Source organism: Enterobacter sp. JMULE2, assembly GCF_013337145.1.
GTDB lineage: Bacteria > Pseudomonadota > Gammaproteobacteria > Enterobacterales > Enterobacteriaceae > Enterobacter > Enterobacter mori.
Map to the genome: position 1 here is coordinate 1 of NZ_SGWD01000010.1, position 19,043 is coordinate 19,043.

Annotated in this window: 15 protein-coding genes and 1 pseudogene; 9 read left to right on the forward strand and 7 right to left on the reverse strand. The window is 55.3% G+C overall.

Annotated elements, in window-relative coordinates; translation table 11 throughout:
* The first annotated feature begins 347 nt into the window (after positions 1–347).
* Positions 348–3,000 (forward strand): annotated as a pseudogene (gene pepN, locus EXW94_RS00795) (aminopeptidase N).
* Positions 3,001–3,100: 100 nt separating this feature from the next.
* Here pepN and ssuB read toward each other — a convergent pair.
* Genes ssuB through ssuE form a run of 5 tightly spaced genes read right to left on the reverse strand, consistent with a single transcriptional unit; the run spans position 3,101 to position 7,341 of the window.
* Positions 3,101–3,871: an aliphatic sulfonates ABC transporter ATP-binding protein gene (gene ssuB / locus EXW94_RS00800; protein ID WP_120158481.1), complete on the reverse strand. Its 771-nt coding sequence runs from the start codon at positions 3,869–3,871 to the stop codon at positions 3,101–3,103.
* Positions 3,868–4,659: an aliphatic sulfonate ABC transporter permease SsuC gene (gene ssuC, locus EXW94_RS00805; RefSeq protein ID WP_023311016.1), complete on the reverse strand. Its 792-nt coding sequence runs from the start codon at positions 4,657–4,659 to the stop codon at positions 3,868–3,870. Before ssuC ends, ssuB begins: the two co-directional genes overlap by 4 nt.
* Positions 4,660–4,668: 9 nt before the next feature.
* Positions 4,669–5,814 carry an FMNH2-dependent alkanesulfonate monooxygenase gene (gene ssuD, locus EXW94_RS00810; RefSeq protein ID WP_148399704.1) on the reverse strand — a complete coding sequence of 382 codons (1,146 nt, stop codon included), beginning with the start codon at positions 5,812–5,814 and terminating at the stop codon, positions 4,669–4,671.
* On the reverse strand, positions 5,811–6,773 hold the full coding sequence (locus EXW94_RS00815; protein ID WP_089598368.1) for a sulfonate ABC transporter substrate-binding protein: 963 nt from the start codon (positions 6,771–6,773) through the stop codon (positions 5,811–5,813). Before EXW94_RS00815 ends, ssuD begins: the two co-directional genes overlap by 4 nt.
* Positions 6,766–7,341: an NADPH-dependent FMN reductase gene (gene ssuE / locus EXW94_RS00820; protein ID WP_010429323.1), complete on the reverse strand. Its 576-nt coding sequence runs from the start codon at positions 7,339–7,341 to the stop codon at positions 6,766–6,768. Before ssuE ends, EXW94_RS00815 begins: the two co-directional genes overlap by 8 nt.
* A 248-nt stretch (positions 7,342–7,589) precedes the next feature.
* Between ssuE and pyrD the strand changes: the two genes are divergently transcribed.
* A complete protein-coding gene (pyrD, locus tag EXW94_RS00825) occupies positions 7,590–8,600 on the forward strand; it encodes a quinone-dependent dihydroorotate dehydrogenase (RefSeq protein WP_174339300.1) in 1,011 nt (336 codons plus the stop codon).
* A 165-nt stretch (positions 8,601–8,765) separates the two neighbouring features.
* On the forward strand, positions 8,766–9,308 hold the full coding sequence (gene zapC, locus EXW94_RS00830) for a cell division protein ZapC (RefSeq protein WP_042716264.1): 543 nt from the start codon (positions 8,766–8,768) through the stop codon (positions 9,306–9,308).
* Here the strand turns inward: zapC and EXW94_RS00835 are convergent.
* Positions 9,305–10,414 (reverse strand): YcbX family protein, encoded by a 1,110-nt coding sequence (locus EXW94_RS00835; RefSeq protein ID WP_108416021.1) that lies wholly within the window; start codon positions 10,412–10,414, stop codon positions 9,305–9,307. The genes zapC and EXW94_RS00835 overlap by 4 nt on opposite strands.
* Positions 10,415–10,512: 98 nt before the next feature.
* Between EXW94_RS00835 and rlmKL the strand changes: the two genes are divergently transcribed.
* The 6 genes from rlmKL to rmf all read left to right on the forward strand — a co-directional run bounded on the left by rlmKL (position 10,513) and on the right by rmf (position 18,438).
* Positions 10,513–12,621: a bifunctional 23S rRNA (guanine(2069)-N(7))-methyltransferase RlmK/23S rRNA (guanine(2445)-N(2))-methyltransferase RlmL gene (rlmKL, locus tag EXW94_RS00840; protein ID WP_174339301.1), complete on the forward strand. Its 2,109-nt coding sequence runs from the start codon at positions 10,513–10,515 to the stop codon at positions 12,619–12,621.
* 12 nt (positions 12,622–12,633) lie between these two features.
* The gene (locus EXW94_RS00845) at positions 12,634–14,541 is read left to right on the forward strand and encodes an ABC transporter ATP-binding protein (protein ID WP_174339302.1); all 1,908 of its coding nucleotides are present in this window, start codon (positions 12,634–12,636) and stop codon (positions 14,539–14,541) included.
* Between the two features lie 13 nt (positions 14,542–14,554).
* Positions 14,555–15,808, forward strand: coding sequence for a membrane integrity-associated transporter subunit PqiA (gene pqiA / locus EXW94_RS00850; protein WP_174339303.1), 1,254 nt, complete (start codon positions 14,555–14,557; stop codon positions 15,806–15,808).
* Between the two features lie 4 nt (positions 15,809–15,812).
* On the forward strand, positions 15,813–17,453 hold the full coding sequence (pqiB, locus tag EXW94_RS00855; RefSeq protein WP_089598371.1) for an intermembrane transport protein PqiB: 1,641 nt from the start codon (positions 15,813–15,815) through the stop codon (positions 17,451–17,453).
* Positions 17,450–18,016: a membrane integrity-associated transporter subunit PqiC gene (gene pqiC / locus EXW94_RS00860; RefSeq protein ID WP_174339304.1), complete on the forward strand. Its 567-nt coding sequence runs from the start codon at positions 17,450–17,452 to the stop codon at positions 18,014–18,016. Before pqiB ends, pqiC begins: the two co-directional genes overlap by 4 nt.
* A 254-nt stretch (positions 18,017–18,270) precedes the next feature.
* Positions 18,271–18,438, forward strand: coding sequence for a ribosome modulation factor (rmf, locus tag EXW94_RS00865; protein ID WP_010429337.1), 168 nt, complete (start codon positions 18,271–18,273; stop codon positions 18,436–18,438).
* Positions 18,439–18,509: 71 nt separating this feature from the next.
* Here the strand turns inward: rmf and fabA are convergent, their stop codons facing one another.
* Positions 18,510–19,028 carry a bifunctional 3-hydroxydecanoyl-ACP dehydratase/trans-2-decenoyl-ACP isomerase gene (fabA, locus tag EXW94_RS00870; protein ID WP_010429339.1) on the reverse strand — a complete coding sequence of 173 codons (519 nt, stop codon included), beginning with the start codon at positions 19,026–19,028 and terminating at the stop codon, positions 18,510–18,512.
* Positions 19,029–19,043: the final 15 nt, after the last annotated feature.

Genomic DNA, 19,043 nt, shown 5'->3' on the forward strand with positions numbered 1-19,043 from the left:
AGTGATTAGATTTTCGGTGGTTTTTGGTTGGTATTGCGAAGTAAAAATGGACTGCAGACCAGATGGCATAAGCGATCCGATGAAAAGGATTGTGGGGCATGGATGGGGCAAAACTGCGTTATAAAGTTCGTTTAAGTTCGTTAACTCTGCTTTTCACTGATATCGCTCATCCCTTGTTTAATGCGCTCCTGGACGATCTTTATCGATATTAAAAATTATGAGTTCATATTATACAAATGTAGCGAAAAAGGTGTTTGTACCTGAAAAGATGAACATTCTGCATAGCGCGTTTTAGACAACAGGAATATATTGAAACGTTACTCGACAAACGATGCATAAGGTTTTCTATGACACAACAGCCACAAGCCAAATACCGCCACGACTACCGTGCGCCGGATTACCTGATTAGCGATATCGATCTGACTTTTGACCTGGATGCCACTAAAACCGTCGTGACAGCGGTGAGCCAGGTGACGCGCCAGAGCGCGACGGCTGTACCGCTGCGTCTTGATGGTGAAGACCTGACGCTGGTTTCCCTGCATATTAATGATGAAGCGTGGACTGATTATAAAGAAGAAGGCAACCAGCTGGTTATCGACAACCTGCCGGAACGCTTTACGCTGCGCATCGTCAACGAAATCAGCCCGGCCGCCAATACCGCGCTGGAAGGGCTCTACCAGTCAGGCGTGGCGCTGTGTACCCAGTGTGAAGCAGAAGGCTTCCGCCATATTACCTGGTATCTGGATCGCCCCGATGTACTGGCGCGCTTTACCACCAAAATCATTGCCGATAAAACCCTCTATCCGTTCCTGCTCTCGAACGGCAACCGCGTGGGCGAAGGCGAGCTGGAGAACGGTCGTCACTGGGTACAGTGGCAGGATCCGTTCCCGAAACCGTGCTACCTGTTTGCGCTGGTGGCGGGTGATTTCGATGTCCTGCGCGACACCTACAAAACCCGCTCTGGCCGCGACGTGGCGCTGGAACTGTTTGTTGACCGTGGCAACCTTGACCGCGCGCCGTGGGCGATGACCTCGCTCATCAACTCCATGAAGTGGGACGAAGAGCGCTTCGGCCTCGAATACGATCTCGACATTTATATGATCGTCGCCGTCGACTTCTTCAACATGGGCGCGATGGAGAACAAAGGTCTTAACGTCTTTAACTCCAAATACGTGCTGGCGCGTACCGATACCGCCACCGATAAAGACTATCTCGATATCGAACGCGTGATCGGGCACGAATATTTCCATAACTGGACCGGTAACCGCGTCACCTGCCGCGACTGGTTCCAGCTGAGCCTGAAAGAGGGCTTAACCGTTTTCCGCGACCAGGAGTTCAGCTCCGATCTGGGCTCCCGCGCCGTGAACCGCATCAACAACGTGCGCACCATGCGCGGCCTGCAGTTTGCGGAAGATGCCAGCCCAATGGCGCACCCGATTCGTCCGGATAAAGTCATCGAGATGAACAACTTCTACACCCTGACGGTGTACGAAAAAGGCGCTGAAATCATCCGCATGATCCACACCCTGCTGGGCGAAGAGAATTTCCAGAAAGGGATGCAGCTCTACTTCGAGCGTCACGACGGCAGCGCCGCCACCTGCGACGACTTCGTCCAGGCGATGGAAGACGCGTCCAACGTGGATCTGTCCCATTTCCGCCTCTGGTACAGCCAGGCCGGTACACCTGTCGTGACCGTTAAAGACGACTACAATCCGGAGACCGAGCAGTACACCCTGACCATCAGCCAGCGCACGCCGCCAACGGCCGAGCAGGCGGAGAAACAGCCGCTGCACATTCCGTTCAGCATTGAGCTGTACGATAACGAAGGCAAAGTGATCCCCCTGAAGAAGGGCGGTCACCCGGTACACAGCGTGCTAAACGTCACCCAGGCGGAGCAGACGTTTATTTTCGATAATGTTTACTTCCAGCCGGTACCTGCGCTGCTGTGCGAATTCTCTGCGCCGGTAAAACTGGAGTACAAGTGGAGCGATCAGCAGTTGACGTTCCTGATGCGTCACGCGCGCAATGACTTCTCTCGCTGGGATGCAGCGCAGAGCCTGCTGGCAACCTACATCAAGCTGAACGTGAACCGTTATCAGCAGGGCCAGCCGCTGACGCTGCCGGTTCATGTTGCGGATGCCTTCCGCGCGATCCTGCTGGACGAGAACATTGACCCGGCACTGGCGGCTGAAATCCTGACCTTACCGTCCGCGACTGAAATCGCCGAGCTGTTCGAGATTATCGACCCGATTGCGATTGTCGCAGTGCGTGAAGCGCTAACCCGCACGCTGGCTGCCGAACTGCGGCGTGACGCTGCTCACCCGCACGCTGGCTGCCGAACTGGCGGATGAGTTCCTGGCCATTTACAACGCCAACAAGCTGGATGCGTACCGTGTTGAGCATGCCGATATCGGCAAACGTTCCCTGCGCAATACCTGTCTGCGCTATCTGGCCTTTGGTGAGGTGGAACTGGCGAACACGCTGGTCAGCAAGCAGTATCACGAAGCCGATAACATGACCGACGCGCTGGCTGCGCTCGCCGCAAGCGTTGCCGCCGAGTTGCCGTGTCGTGATGCGCTAATGCAGGAGTACGATGACAAATGGCATCAGGATGGTCTGGTGATGGACAAATGGTTCATTCTGCAGTCCACCAGCCCGTCCGCCGATGTGCTGAGCACCGTACGTCGCCTGCTGAAGCACCGCTCGTTCACCATGAGCAACCCGAACCGCGTCCGCTCGCTGATTGGCGCGTTTGCCAGCAGCAACCCGGCTGCCTTCCACGCGGAAGACGGCAGCGGCTATCAGTTTATGGTGGAAATGCTGACCGAGCTGAACAGCCGTAACCCGCAGGTGGCGTCGCGACTGATTGAGCCGCTGATCCGCCTGAAACGCTACGATGCGAAGCGTCAGGCGAAGATGCGCGCCGCGCTTGAGCAGTTGAAAGGGCTGGAGAACCTGTCTGGCGATCTGTACGAGAAGATTGCTAAGGCGCTGGCCTGATGTAAAAAAGCCCGGTGGCGCTACGCTTACCGGGCCTACGTGGGGTCGCGGGGCATCGGTTTTCTCCCTCTCCCTGTGGGAGAGGGCCGGGGTGAGGGCATCAGGCATTGGCCTTTATCCGCTGAATCTCCGCTTCCCCACGTTTCATCACCCGATCCAACACTTCCGCCTCCAGCTCCGCCAGTTTTGCCGAGCCCACGCGGCGCGGGCGCGGGATATCCACCGTCAAATCCAGACCAATCTTCCCGTCTTCTATCAGCAGCACCCGGTCCGCCATCGCGACGGCCTCGCTCACGTCATGCGTCACCAGCAGTACCGTAAAGCCATGCTCCTGCCACAGGGACTCAATCAAATCCTGCATTTCAATCCGCGTCAGCGCATCAAGCGCGCCGAGCGGTTCATCAAGCAACAGCAGGCCGGGACGGTGAATCAACGCGCGCGCCAGCGCCACGCGCTGTTTCTGTCCCCCTGACAGCGCAGCAGGCCACTCGCCTGCGCGGTTTTCCAGCCCGACGGCGGCCAGCGCCTGACGTGCGTTATCCCGCCAGTTGCCCTTCAGACCGAGACCGACGTTGTCGATAACCGTTTTCCACGGCAGCAGGCGCGCGTCCTGAAACATCATGCGCGTATCGTCCTGAATATTAGCCAGCGGCGTTGAGCCTGCCAGGATTTCACCGCCGTTGGGGGCTTCCAGCCCGGCCAGAAGGCGTAGCAGCGTACTCTTGCCGCCGCCGCTGCGTCCGACAACGGCCACAAATTGTCCGGCGGGAATATGCAGATCCAGCCCGTTAAGAATGGTGTTTTCGCCGTAGCGTTTGGTGACGCCGTTGAGCAGTAACGGCGTCCCCTGGTTCAGTCGTGCAGTATTCATGCTTTTGCCTCCTGAAGGGTATAGGCCGGGTTCCAGCGCAGCCAGCTGCGCTCCAGCCACTGGGCGCTGACGTCGGCGAGTTTGCCGAGCAGGGCGTAAAGGATGATGGCTACCACCACTACGTCGGTTTGCAGGAATTCACGGGCGTTCATCGCCAGATAGCCAATGCCGGAGTTAGCCGAAATGGTTTCCGCCACAATCAGCGTCAGCCACATCAGGCCGAGCGCAAAACGCACCCCAACCATAATCGAGGGCAGGGCGCCCGGCAGGATCACATGTATAAAGAGAGAAAAACCGGACAAGCCGTAGCTTCGCGCCATCTCAACCAGACCGCGATCGATATTGCGGATGCCGTGCCAGGTGTTGATGTAAATCGGGAACAGCGTGCCCAGCGCCACGAGGAAGATCTTGGCGCTCTCATCAATGCCAAACCACAGGATAACCAGCGGGATCAGCGCCAGATGCGGCACGTTGCGCAGCATCTGTATAGACGTATCCAGCAGCCGCTCACCCCAGCGCGAAAGGCCGCTGATCAGACCCAGAACCAGACCGATACTGCCGCCAATGGAAAACCCAATCACGGCGCGCCATGAGCTGATCGCCAGATGCTGCCACAGCTCTCCGCTCACGCTCAGCGACCAGAACGCTTCAACAACGCCCTCCGGAGAGGGCAGAATGCGGCTCGACAGCCAGCCGGTGGACGACGCGAGCTGCCAGAGGGCCACGATGCCGACGGGTAAAAACCACGGCGCGGCGCGCAGCAGCCATTTTTGTGAGGTGGCAGACATGGTCACTCCTTAGCTCTGCGCGGCTTTTCGTGGAATAAATTCGTTCGCCACGGCTTCGCCCTGAAGCTGGAGTTGCTGCGGCTGCGGAATTTCCGGGATGGCGACATCCAGGTGCGGGAATAACAGTTCGCCCACCTTGTAGGCCTCTTCCAGATGCGGATAGCCGGAGAGGATAAAGCTGTCGATGCCCAGGTCTGCGTATTCATTAATCCGCGCGGCCACCGTTGGACCATCGCCGACCAGCGCTGTACCTGCGCCGCCGCGTACCAGACCAACACCCGCCCACAGGTTCGGGCTGATCTCCAGGTTCTCGCGCTCGCCGTTGTGCAGGGACGCCATCCGGTGCTGCCCGACGGAGTCGGTTTTAGCAAACGCGGCCTGCGCTTTCGCGATGGTCTCATCGTCCAGATGGGAAATCAGGCGGTCGGCGGCCTGCCAGGCTTCTTCATTGGTTTCGCGCACAATCACATGAAGGCGAATACCGAAACGCACCTTGCGACCGTGGGCTGCTGCCTTGGCGCGGACCTGGGCAATTTTTTCTTTCACCAGCTCAGGCGGTTCGCCCCAGGTCAGGTAGAGATCGACCTGCTCGGCGGCCAGATCCTGGGCCACATCCGACGATCCGCCAAAATAGAGCGGCGGGCGCGGCTGCTGCACCGGCGGGAAGTAGAGTTTCGCGTCGCGAACGTGAATATGTTTGCCTTCGAAGGTGACGGTTTCACCTTCCAGCAGGCGTCGCCAGACGCGGGTGAATTCGGCGGAGGCCTCGTAGCGCTCCGTGTGATCGAGGAAAACGCCATCGCCCGCCAGCTCCTGCGGATCGCTACCGGTGACAAGGTTAAACAGGGCGCGGCCGTTGGACAGTCTGTCCAGCGTTGCCGCCTGACGCGCCGCCACGGTGGGGGAAACTACGCTTGGACGTAACGCGACCAGGAACTTCAGACGCTGGGTGACCGGGATCATCGACGCGGCGACCAGCCACGCATCCTCGCACGACCGTCCGGTTGGGATCAGCACGCCGGTGAAACCGATTCGGTCCGCCGCCTGCGCAATCTGCTGCAGATAGCCATGGTCAACCGGGCGTGAACCCTCTTCTGTACCAAGGTAGTGTCCATCACCGTGGGTGGGTAAAAACCAGAAAAGATTCAGACTCATGATTTAGCTCCTTCTTTGCCTGCGGGCTGCCAGATGCGTTCGCGAATATTGACCTGTTTTGGCACCAGGCGGTTTTGATAGAAAAGGTCAGCGGTTTGTTGCTGAAGGGCGGCGACCTGCGCATTAACAGGCGCAATGGTGGTCGGCGGACGGTGGCTGAGATAGCTCGCGATCACCGGTTCAGGTAAGCCCATGGTTTTTGCCAGCAGGGTAATGCTTTCCTGACGCTGGCTCTGGGTCAGGGCATCGGCCTGGGTAAAGGTATCCAGTACGCCCTGAATGAATGCACCGTTTTTCTCCGCGTAAGGACGTGCAGCGAGATAGAACGAGCCGGTTTGTTTCAGCGTGGTGCCATCTTTCAGCACCCGCACGCCACCCTGCAGTAAGGCTGCGGAGTAGTACGGATCCCAGATGGCCCAGGCATCCACGTTCTTCTGCTGGAACGCGGCGCGCGCGTCGGCAGGCGTCAGGTAAACGGGCTGAATGTCGGTGAACTTAAGCCCGGCCTCTTGCAGGGCGCGCAGCAGCAAGTTGTGTGAGCTGGAACCTTTCTGGAAAGCCACTTTATGGCCTTTAAGATCGGCAACGCTTTTAATCTCGCTATTTTCAGGTACCAGAATCACCTCGGCTTTCGGTTTAGCGGGTTCAACCCCCACATAGACCAGATCCGCCCCGGCAGCCTGAGCAAAGATAGGCGGAATATCGCCCGTGCTGCCCAAATCGATACTGCCGACGTTCAACGCCTCCAGCATCTGTGGGCCTGCAGGGAACTCCACCCAGGAGAATTTGGTGTCCGGGAAGCGTTTTTCCAGAAGCTGGTGGCTTTTCGCCAGCACCATGCTGACGCTGCCTTTCTGATAGCCGATGCGCAGGCTTTCCGGCGCGGTTTCCGCCGCATGAGCCAGCGACGACAGAGCCATCAGCCCTGCCAGCCCGATACGTGTCAGTGTTTTAAACATGAGCGACTCCTTGCGACGGATTAAAAGCGGGAACCTGAATATCCCGGCGATGCAGCGCATGCCAGAACGTTTCCAGCGCGGCATCAAGGCGAGTTTGCAGATTTGGCGTAAAGTGGGGTTTGTGTTGATAGTCGATGACCTGTGAATCATCTGCGAAAACGCCATGCAGGATTTCCTGTGCTTTCAGGGCGTTCAGCACCGGTTTCAGGGCGTAATCCACCGCCAGTAAATGGGCAACCGTACCGCCCGTAGCCAGCGGCAGCACCACTTTGCCGTCCAGCGCGCGCTCCGGAAGCAGGTCAAGCAGGGTTTTCAGTGCGCCAGAAAAAGAGGCTTTATAAATGGGCGTCGCCACAATTAAGCCATCTGCCCCCTTGAGCTGCTCGATCAGGGTTTTCAGCGCGGGGCTGTCGAAGCGGGCATAGAGCAAATCTTCAGGTTCGAAGTTATGCAGATTCCAGTGGCACACTTCCACATCCAGAGCAGTGAGCTTTTCGCGGGCATATTCCAGCAGGGCGCTGGAACGCGAGGGGAACCGTGGACTACCGGCCAGGGTGATGACGCGCATGTTTGCTCCTTATAACTAATTGTTTGCTTTTATCTAACATTCATAACAATTTTAAGGAGTGTGACATCGCCGGGTTATTCCACTAAATGATTTATCTGCAATTTAAATGCGAAAAAGTGCATAAGAAACAGGCGCGCAGGTAAACGTTTGCGTTTTGCGCGATTTTTTTGCCGCAGGTCAATTCCCTTTCCGGGCGGGATCGCACATAATCCCCTCCCGGTTTGCACACCGGGAATCCAGGAGAGTTCATGTACTACCCCTTCGTTCGTAAAGCCCTTTTCCAGCTCGATCCTGAGCGCGCTCATGAATTTACATTCCAGCAATTACGTCGTATTACAGGCACGCCTCTGGCTGCGCTGGTGCGTCAAAATGTGCCGGAAAAACCTGTCCAATGCATGGGCCTGACCTTCAAGAATCCGCTGGGCCTGGCGGCCGGTCTGGATAAAAATGGCGAATGTATTGATGCCCTGGGCACGATGGGGTTTGGCTCCATCGAAATCGGTACCGTTACGCCGCGTCCGCAGCCGGGTAACGACAAGCCGCGTCTGTTCCGCCTGGTCGAAGCTGAGGGTTTGATCAACCGCATGGGCTTCAACAACCTCGGTGTCGATCATCTGGTTGAGAACGTTAAAAAATCCCATTTTGATGGCGTATTAGGCATCAATATTGGTAAAAATAAAGACACGCCGGTGGAGCAGGGCAAAGATGACTATCTGATTTGTATGGAAAAAGTCTATGCCTATGCCGGTTATATTGCGGTGAATATTTCATCACCCAATACCCCGGGCCTGCGCTCATTACAATATGGCGATGCGCTGGACGATCTTCTGAGTGCCATTAAAAATAAACAAAACGAGCTCCAGGCGATCCACCATAAATATGTTCCGGTCGCGGTTAAGATCGCGCCGGATCTTTCTATTGAAGAATTGATCCAGGTTGCCGACAGTTTAGTACGTCATAATATTGATGGTGTGATAGCAACCAATACAACACTCGATCGTTCTCTCGTTCAGGGAATGAAAAACTGTGACGAAGCGGGCGGGCTAAGTGGCCGTCCGGTACAATTAAAAAGTACGGAAATTATTCGCGCACTCTCTGCTGAATTACAGGGACGTCTGCCCATTATTGGCGTGGGCGGTATCGACTCTGTTATTGCTGCACGCGAGAAGATGGCTGCCGGGGCATCACTGGTGCAAATTTATTCCGGCTTTATTTTTAAAGGCCCGCCATTGATTAAAGAAATCGTTACTCATATCTAATCTTTTCTCCTAATCAGACAACCAGGGCTTTATTTCCGGCCCTGGTTGTTTTATATTCCGTCACTGTTGCTTATTTAGTCATTATAGTCTTTTATTAATGGTGTTATAAACGAGGCGGCAAACAGGACATTTTTAGTACAGGACGTTTGGGGACGGGAGAGACACATGCGAATTAAACCTGACGATAACTGGCGCTGGTATTTTTGCGACGAGCACGATCGAATGATGCTCGATTTAGCCAATGGCATGTTGTTTCGTTCACGTTTTCCGCGTCGAATGTTAACCCCGGACGCTTTCTCGCCGTCAGGCTTTTGTGTGGACGATGCTGCGCTTTATTTTTCCTTCGAAGAAAAATGCCGCGACCTGATGCTCTCCAAAGAACAGCGCGCTGAGCTGGTCCTGAATGCGCTGGTGGCTATCCGTTTCCTGAAACCGCAAATGCCAAAAAGCTGGCATTTTCTTGCTCATGGCATGAGCTGGACCCCGGCAACGGGCGATGCGGCAAGCGTCAATCTGAGCGATACCGCAGAAGAGGTGAATTTACTGGTCGTTGAACCCGGTGAAAACGCCGCGCTCTGTTTGTTAGCGCAGCCCGGCGTGACCATTGCCGGGCGAGTTATGCAGTTAGGTGATGCGATCAAAGTCATGAATGACAGGCTGAAGCCACAGCTGCGCGTTGATTCGTTCAGCCTTGAACAGGCCGTTTAAGCTTCCAGTTGGACGGACGTTTTCGGCACACAGCTGCAGCATAAAATCGTACCGTCATCACCTACCGCCGATTTCTTCAGCGCAGTGACTTCACCCTCGACCAGTTTGATTCGACAGCATCCGCAAATACCTGCACGACAGGAGTAAGGTACGCGGATCCCTGCCTGTTCCAGTTGCTCAAGTAATACCTGCTGATTGTTGCCACGGATAACTTTACCCTGCCAGTGAATATCGACCCCTGACGAAGGCGCGGACTCGATATCAACAAACTCCTCTTCCTGGCTGGAACCATAAATCCTGGCGGGACCACGGGTGAGGATTTCTACTTCGTCACCGACGCGGATCACGCCGCTGGAGCGCGGGATGAGGTTCTGACCGAAATCCACATCACCGTTGTCCTGGGCGGTACGGAATGACTGCAACGTTTTCAACGGTTCACCGGAAGGATGTTTTTGGCCTTTTTCTGGGCTGACAGTGGTGAAAATGCAGCGACTACAGGGCTTCACCACGTCGAAAATCACGCTGCCGATGCGGATCACCTTCCAGGTATCTTCGTCCCAGGCGTCGGCACCTGTGACCACCAGGTTAGGGCGGAACTGTTCCATCTGAACGCTGGCTTTGCAGCGGCGCTGTAAATCACGCAGCGAGGCTTCGTTGGTCAGCAGGAACGGGAAACCATCGGCGAAGGAGAGGGGAACGGCGTCATGGCGCTTCACGCGACGCGTCAGTTCAGGACCAACCCAGCGCAACTGCACGTCGCGGGAGAAAAAACCGCTCAGCCAGCGGTTAATTTCATCCGGGGCGATGCGCGCGGTAAAATGATTGCCCCACACTTCCGTTGGCGCGTCGACAGGGGCAAAATCAGCAAAGCGAATCACTACGCTGGAACCGTCCGGCGCGGTCAGGTGCAAACCGTCATGAAGTGGAGAAGGGGTAAAGCGAACCATCTGCGGGAACTGGCGTGCGGTAATGAACGTACCGTCAGGCTCGGTGACCATAAAAATGCGATCGAAGGCGAATCCGCTCATGTCGGCTAGCGCGTGAGAGACGCCGATGCCGCGCATGGATTTCACCGGATGAATAAAAAGCCTGGATAACGTCGCCACTGCACACTCCCACAAATGAAAATAAGCCTTCAACTTTATGACATACACGCCATATTAGCTATAATGCGCGACAATTTTCTAAGAGTAAAAGTGACGATATGAATTCTCTGTTTGCCAGTACGGCCCGTGGGCTGGAAGAGCTGTTAAAAACTGAACTGGAAAGCCTGGGCGCGCAAGAGTGTCAGGTGGTTCAGGGTGGTGTCCATTTTGAGGGCGACACGCGGCTTATTTACCAGAGCCTGATGTGGAGCCGTCTGGCGTCGCGCATCATGCTGCCGATGAAGGAGTGCAAGGTCTATAGCGACCTGGACCTCTATACCGGCGTACAGATGATCGACTGGACAGAGATCTTCACGCCAAATGCCACCTTTGCGGTGCATTTCAACGGCGTGAACGACGAGATCCGCAACAGCCAGTACGGTGCCCTTCGCGTAAAAGACGCCATTGTGGACTGCTTCACGCGTAAAAATAAGGAACGTCCAAACGTCGATCGCGAAAATCCGGATCTGCGTATTAACGTCTGGCTGAACGGCGACACGGCCAGTATCTCTCTCGATCTGAGCGGCGCGGGTCTGCACCTGCGCGGCTACCGCGATCGCACCGGTATGGCGCCGATCAAAGAAACGCTGGCTGCCGCCATCGTCATGCGCTCCGGCTGGCAGCCGGGCACGCCGCTGCTCGACCCAATGTGTGGTTCTGGTACGCTGTTGATAGAAGCAGCCATGCTGGCAACTGACCGCGCGCCGGGGCTGCATCGCGGTCACTGGGGCTTTAAAGGCTGGGCACAGCACGACGAAGCGCTCTGGAAAGAGGTCAAAGACGACGCGCAAACCCGCGCGCGTAAAGGTCTGGCGGAGTACACCTCCCACTTCTACGGTTCGGACAGCGACCCGCGCGTCATTGAACGCGCGCGCAGCAACGCCCGCCGCGCCGGTATCGGCGAGCTGGTCACCTTCGAGGTGAAAGACGTGGCGAACCTGACCAACCCGCTGCCAAAAGGCCCGTACGGTACCGTGATCAGCAACCCGCCATACGGCGAGCGCCTGGACAGCGAACCGGCGCTGATTGCCCTGCACAGCCTGCTGGGCCGCAATATGAAGGACTACTTCGGTGGCTGGAATCTCTCCCTGTTTAGCGCCTCACCGGAGCTGCTGAGCTGCCTGCAGCTGCGTGCCGATCGCCAGTTTAAGGCGAAAAACGGCCCGCTGGACTGCGTGCAGAAAAACTACCATCTGGCAGAGAAAGCGGCGGACAGCAAGCCGTCCGGCGTGGCGGAAGATTACGCCAACCGCCTGCGCAAGAACCTGAAGAAATATGAGAAATGGGCAAAGCAGGAAGGGATTGAATGCTACCGCCTGTACGACGCCGACCTGCCGGAGTACAACGTGGCGGTTGACCGCTACGCGGACTGGGTGGTGATTCAGGAATATGCGCCACCGAAAACCATCGATGCGCAAAAAGCGCGTCAGCGTATGCTGGATGTGATTGCGGCCACCATCGCCGTGCTCGGCATTACGCCGAACAAACTGGTGCTGAAAACCCGCGAGCGCCAGAAGGGCAAAAATCAGTATCAGAAGATGGGCGAGAAGGGCGACTTTATCGAAGTGGGCGAGTACAACGCGCGCCTGTGGGTAAACCTGACCGACTATCTGGATACCGGCCTGTTCCTTGACCACCGTATCGCGCGCCGCATGCTGGGCCAGATGAGCAAGGGCAAAGACTTCCTCAACCTGTTCTCCTATACCGGTAGCGCGAGCGTGCATGCAGGTTTGGGCGGGGCGCGTAGCACCACCACGGTGGATATGTCTCGCACCTATCTGGAGTGGGCGGAGCGTAACCTGCGTCTGAACGGCCTGACCGGACGCCAGCATCGCCTGATGCAGGCCGACGTGCTGGGCTGGCTGCGTGATACCGACGAGCAGTTCGACCTGATCTTTATCGATCCGCCGACCTTCTCCAACTCCAAGCGTATGGAGGATAGCTTTGATGTTCAACGCGATCACCTGCGCCTGATGACCGACCTGAAACGCCTGCTTCGTAAAGGCGGCACCATTATGTTCTCGAACAACAAACGCGGCTTCCGCATGGATCATGAAGGCTTAGCCACGCTGGGACTGAAAGCGCAAGAAATCAGCCAGAAAACGCTGTCTCAGGACTTTGCCCGTAACCGTCAGATCCATAACTGCTGGTTAATCTCAGCGGTCTGAAAGGAAATATAAATGTCACTAATTAGCATGCACGGCGCCTGGCTGTCTTTCAGCGATGCGCCCCTTCTCGACGATACTGAACTGCACATTGAAGATAACGAACGTGTTTGTCTGGTAGGCCGTAACGGCGCGGGTAAATCCACGCTGATGAAGATCCTTAACCGTGAGCAGGGTCTGGATGACGGCCGTATCGTTTACGAACAAGATCTGATTGTTTCTCGACTGCAGCAGGATCCACCGCGTAACGTGGCGGGCACCGTCTACGACTTCGTTGCGGAGGGGATCTCTGAACAAGCCGAATACCTGAAGGGCTATCATGAAATTTCGCATCTGGTGATGACCGACCCGAGCGAAAAAAATCTTAATGAAATGGCGCGCCTGCAGGAACTGCTGGATCATCACGGCCTGTGGCAGCTTGAAAGCCGTATCACTGAAGTGCTGGACCAGTTAGGTCTGGATGCGGATATGGAACTGGCATCACTTTCCGGCGGCTGGCTGCGTAAAGCGGCACTGGGACGCGCGCTGGTCAGCGGCCCGAAAGTGCTGCTGCTGGACGAACCGACCAACCACCTGGACATTGAAGCCATCGACTGGCTGGAAGGGTTCCTGAAGACCTTCAACGGCACCATCATCTTCATTTCGCACGACCGTTCGTTTATCCGCAACATGGCGACGCGCATTGTCGATCTCGATCGCGGCAAACTGGTGACCTATCCTGGCGATTACGACACCTATCTGCTGGAAAAAGAAGAAAACCTGCGCGTAGAAGAGCTGCAAAACGCTGAGTTTGACCGCAAGCTGGCGCAAGAAGAGGTCTGGATCCGCCAGGGTATCAAAGCCCGCCGTACCCGTAACGAAGGCCGCGTGCGTGCGTTAAAAGCGATGCGTAACGAGCGTAGCGCCCGCCGTGAGGTGATGGGTAGCGCGAAGATGCAGGTGGAAGAGGCATCCCGCTCGGGCAAAATCGTCTTTGAGATGGAAAACGTGAATTACCAGGTTGACGGTAAAGTGTTGGTGAAAGACTTTTCCGCTCAGGTTCAGCGTGGCGACAAAATTGCCCTTATTGGCCCGAACGGCTGTGGTAAAACCACGCTGCTCAAGCTGATGTTAGGCCAGCTGCAGGCTGATAGCGGTCGCGTTCACTGTGGTACGAAGCTGGAAGTGGCCTACTTCGACCAGCACCGCGCTGAGCTTGACCCGGACAGAACGGTGATGGATAACCTCGCTGAAGGTAAGCAAGAAGTGATGGTCAACGGTAAGCCGCGCCACGTGCTGGGTTATTTGCAGGACTTCCTGTTCCATCCGAAACGCGCAATGACACCGGTACGCGCGCTGTCTGGCGGCGAGCGAAATCGTCTGCTGCTGGCACGTCTGTTCCTGAAGCCAAGTAACCTGTTGATTCTCGATGAACCAACCAACGATCTGGATGTCGAAACGCTGGAATTACTGGAGGAGTTAATCGACGGTTATCAGGGAACCGTGATGCTGGTGAGCCACGATCGTCAGTTCGTTGATAATACCGTGACCGAGTGCTGGATTTTTGAAGGTGAAGGCCGGATTGGTCAATACGTGGGCGGTTATCATGACGCGCGTGGACAACAAACCCAATCGCTGCTGCAAAAACAGGCAAAATCCAAAAGTGCACCGGAACCGGTTGTAGCGAAAGCAGAAACTGTCAAAAAAACTCCTGCTAAAATGAGCTATAACCTGCAGCGCGAACTGGAAGGCTTACCTCAGCGTCTTGAAGAACTGGAAGCTGCTCTTGAAACGCTGCAAATTCAGGTTGCTGATGCGTCATTCTTTACGCAGCCGCACGACTATACTCAGAAAATATTGGCTGAACTGTCCGCGGCTGAAAAAGCCCTGGAAGAAGCATTTGAGCGCTGGGAGTACCTCGAGTCTCTGAAAAACGGCGCATAAACAGGGATTAACTATGTGTGACCAGCACCACGCCGACAGGCATATATTATGCTCGCAATGCGATATGCTCGTGGCGTTGCCAGAGCTTGGTCACGGACATAAAGCCCTGTGTCCACGTTGCGGCGCAACGTTGACGACGGAGTGGGACGCGCCAAGGCAGCGTCCCACTGCTTATGCCCTTGCTGCATTGTTCATGCTGCTGCTTTCCAACCTCTTCCCTTTCATTTATATGAAAGTGGGCGGCATGACCAGCGAGGTCGATCTGCTTGAAATTCCTGGCGTGATGTTCTCGGAAGATTACGCCAGCCTCGGCACCTTTTTCCTCCTCTTTGTCCAAATCGTCCCGGCGTTCTGTCTGGTGGTGATCCTGTTGCTGGTAAACCGCGTCAGGATGCCCGCATCCCTTAAAATTAAACTCGCGCGTATCCTGTTCCAGCTGAAAAGTTGGGGGATGGCCGAGATCTTTCTGGCGGGGATTCTGGTCAGTTTCGTCAAGCTGATGGCCTATGGTGATGTGGGAATTGGCAGTAGCTTTATTCCCTGGTGCCTTTACTGTGTATTACAGCTGCGCGCTTTCCAGTGCGTAGACAGGCGATGGGCGTGGGATGACATCGCGCCAGCACCGACGCTTGCGCAGACGGTTAAGGTCGGTGTGCCGGGCATCCGTCAGGGGCTGCGCTCTTGCTCATGCTGTACCGCCGTTCTGCCCGCGGATCTCGATGTGTGTCCTCGCTGCGAAACGAAAGGCCATGTACGTCGTAAAAATAGCCTGCAGTGGACGATGGCGTTGCTGGTCACGTCAATCATGCTCTATCTGCCAGCCAATATTCTACCCATTATGATCACCGATTTACTCGGCGACAAAATGCCCTCAACCATCCTTGCTGGGGTCGTTTTGCTGTGGGGCGAAGGATCGTATCCGGTGGCTGGCGTGATCTTCATCGCCAGTATTATGGTACCAACCTTAAAAATGATCGCCATTGCCTGGCTCTGCTGGGACGCGAAAGGTCACGGCAAACGCGACAGCGAACGCATGCACCTGATCTACGAAGTTGTTGAATTTGTTGGCCGCTGGTCAATGATTGATGTGTTTGTCATTGCCGTTCTCTCTGCGCTGGTGCGCATGGGAGGACTGATGAGTATTTATCCCGCAATGGGAGCGCTAATGTTTGCGTTGGTCGTCATTATGACCATGTTTGCGGCCATGACCTTCGACCCTCGTTTATCGTGGGATCGTGAGCCCGAGTCAAGCCATGAGGAAGAGTAAGAGCATGGAAAATAAGAGTGGAGAGGCGAAAGTGCAGAAGGTCAAGAACTGGTCTCCGGTGTGGATTTTCCCCATCGTAACCGCGCTGATCGGTGCATGGATCCTGTTTTATCATTACAGCCATCAGGGACCGGAAGTCACGCTTATCACCACCAATGCAGAAGGTATTGAGGGGGGAAAAACCACCATCAAAAGCCGCAGTGTGGATGTGGGCGTGGTTGAAAGTGCAACCCTGACGGATGATTTGACGCACGTTGAAATAAAGGCGCGTTTAAATTCCGGTATGGAAAAATTGCTGCATGGCGACTCGGTTTTCTGGGTGGTTAAACCGCAGGTAGGACGTGAGGGGATCAGCGGGTTGGGGACGCTGCTGTCCGGCGCCTATATTGAGCTGCAGCCAGGTAAGAAAGGGAGCCAGCCGGGACAATACGAGCTGCTGGACTCTCCGCCGCTTGCGCCACCGGATGCAAAAGGCATTCGCGTGATCCTGGACAGTAAAAAAGCGGGACAGCTCTCGCCTGGCGATCCCGTGCTGTTCCGCGGCTATCGCGTGGGTTCAGTTGAAACCAGTACGTTTGACGCGCAAAAACGCACCATTAGCTATCAGCTCTTCATCAATGCGCCAAACGATCGTCTGGTCACCAGCAACGTCCGCTTCTGGAAAGACAGTGGGATCGCGGTAGATCTGACCTCGGCGGGTATGCGTGTCGAAATGGGCTCCCTGACCACGCTGTTTGGTGGTGGCGTCAGTTTTGACGTGCCGGAAGGGCAGGATTTGGGCCAGCCGGTTGCAGAGAAAACGGCGTTCAGACTCTTTGACGATCAAAAAAGTATTCAGGATGCGCTCTATACCGATCACGTTGACTTCCTGATGTTCTTTAAGGACTCGGTCCGTGGCCTTCAGCCGGGAGCACCGGTCGAATTCCGCGGCATTCGACTCGGAACGGTTGGACAGGTTCCGTTCTTCGTGCCGGGTCTTCAGCAGATGCTGGATGACGATTACCGTATTCCTGTGCTGATTCGCATTGAGCCGGAGCGTCTGCTCAACCAGATTGGCGAAAATCAGGATATTGCCACCCATATCAGCCAGCTGATGGAGCGCGGTCTGCGAGGCTCGCTGAAAACCGGAAACCTGGTCACCGGTGCGCTGTATGTGGATATGGACTTCTATCCTAAAGCGCCAGCGATTACCGGTATTCGTGAATTCGGGGGCTATAAAATTATCCCAACGGTCAGCAGCGGTCTGGCACAAATCCAGCAGCGTCTGATGGATACGCTCGATAAGATTAACAATCTGCCGCTTAATCCGATGCTGGAAGCCGCGACCGGTTCGTTACATCAAAGTCAGGCGACGATGCAACGTCTGCAAACGACGCTGGATAATATTAATAAGATCACGGCAAGCCAGTCCATGCAGCAGCTGCCGCAGGATATGCAGAAAACGTTGCGTGAACTCAACCGTAGCATGCAGGGCTTCCAGCCGGGTTCAGCGGCATACAACAAGATGGTGGCCGATATGCAACGTCTTGATCAGGTCTTACGTGAACTGCAGCCTGTGCTGAAAACGCTCAATGAGAAGAGCAACGCACTGGTGTTCGAAGCGAAAGATAAAAAGGATCCTGAGCCGAAGAGGGCTAAACAATGAAAAAATGGCTAGCGATTGCAGGAGCAATGGTATTAACGGCCTGTAGCTCGGGTAGTGATAACAAAAGCTACTATCAGTTACCGCTGACGACCCAGGCGAGCGCACAAAGCACTGCCTCGCAGGGCAACCGTCTGTTATGGGTGGAGCAGGTTGCGGTGCCGGATTATCTGGCTGGCAATGGCGTGGTGTATCAAACCAGCGATGTTCAGTACGTTATTGCCAACAATAACCTGTGGGCCAGCCCGCTGGACCAGCAGTTGCGCAATACGCTGGTGGCGAATCTCAGCAGCCTGCTTCCTGGCTGGGTTGTTGCGTCACAGCCGCTGGGAAGCGACCAGGACACGCTTAACGTCACCGTGACGGGCTTCCACGGTCGCTATGATGGCGTCGTTGTGGTGAGTGGAGAATGGCTGCTGAATCATCAGGGGCAGCTGATTAAGCGTCCTTTCCATCTGGAAATGAAGCAGCAAAAAGATGGATATGATGAGATGGTGAAAGTGCTGGCCCAGGGTTGGGCGCAGGAGTCTGCGAGTATCGCCAGAGAGATTTCCAGACTGCCATAAGTAAAATTCATCGACAAAAGCCGCTATCAGATTTTCGCTGATTGCGGCTTTTTTTTCGTTTTGGCTTCAGGTTGTTACTTGTGCTGCATCACATTTTTTGTACAAATGATCTTCTGCTTAGCTCACAAATATGACACCCGTATGAATTTTGAACGTTGACGCTGAGGCTAATTCGGGTTATTCGTTATCTGTGCTTGCACACTTTGCAATCACTGTTTTCTTTCCACCAGACAAAAGAATGAGGGAAACGAGGCATGAAGAGACAGAAACGAGATCGCCTGGAAAGGGCTCATCAACGTGGTTATCAGGCTGGCATCGCCGGACGTTCTAAAGAAATGTGTCCCTATCAGACCTTGAACCAAAGGTCTCAATGGTTAGGGGGCTGGCGAGAAGCCATCGGAGACAGGGCAGTACTTGCTTGATAGCGTCTCTTTAAAAAAGAAACCTCCGCAGAGCGGAGGTTTCGCCTTTCTGAAGCAGCTAAAAGCCGGGCTTAGAAAGCAGAGGTATCCTGGAACAGACCCACTTTCAGATCGTTCGCGGTATAAATCAGACGACCATCTACCAGCACTTCACCATCCGCCAGGCCCATGATCAGACGACGGTTAACGATGCGCTTGAAGTGGATACGGTAGGTGACTTTCTTCGCGGTAGGCAGTACCTGACCGGTGAATTTCACTTCACCCACGCCCAGCGCGCGGCCTTTGCCTTCGCCACCGAGCCAGCCCAGATAGAAGCCAACCAGCTGCCACATCGCATCGAGGCCCAGGCAGCCAGGCATTACCGGATCGCCAATAAAGTGGCAACCGAAGAACCACAGATCCGGGTTGATATCGAGTTCTGCTTCTACGTAACCCTTATCGAAGTTACCGCCGGTTTCGGTCATTTTCACGACACGGTCCATCATCAGCATGCTTGGGGCCGGTAACTGTGGGCCTTTAGCGCCAAACAGTTCACCACGACCAGAGGCAAGAAGGTCTTCTTTTGTATAGGATTCGCGTTTATCTACCATGTTCTCAGTAAGCCT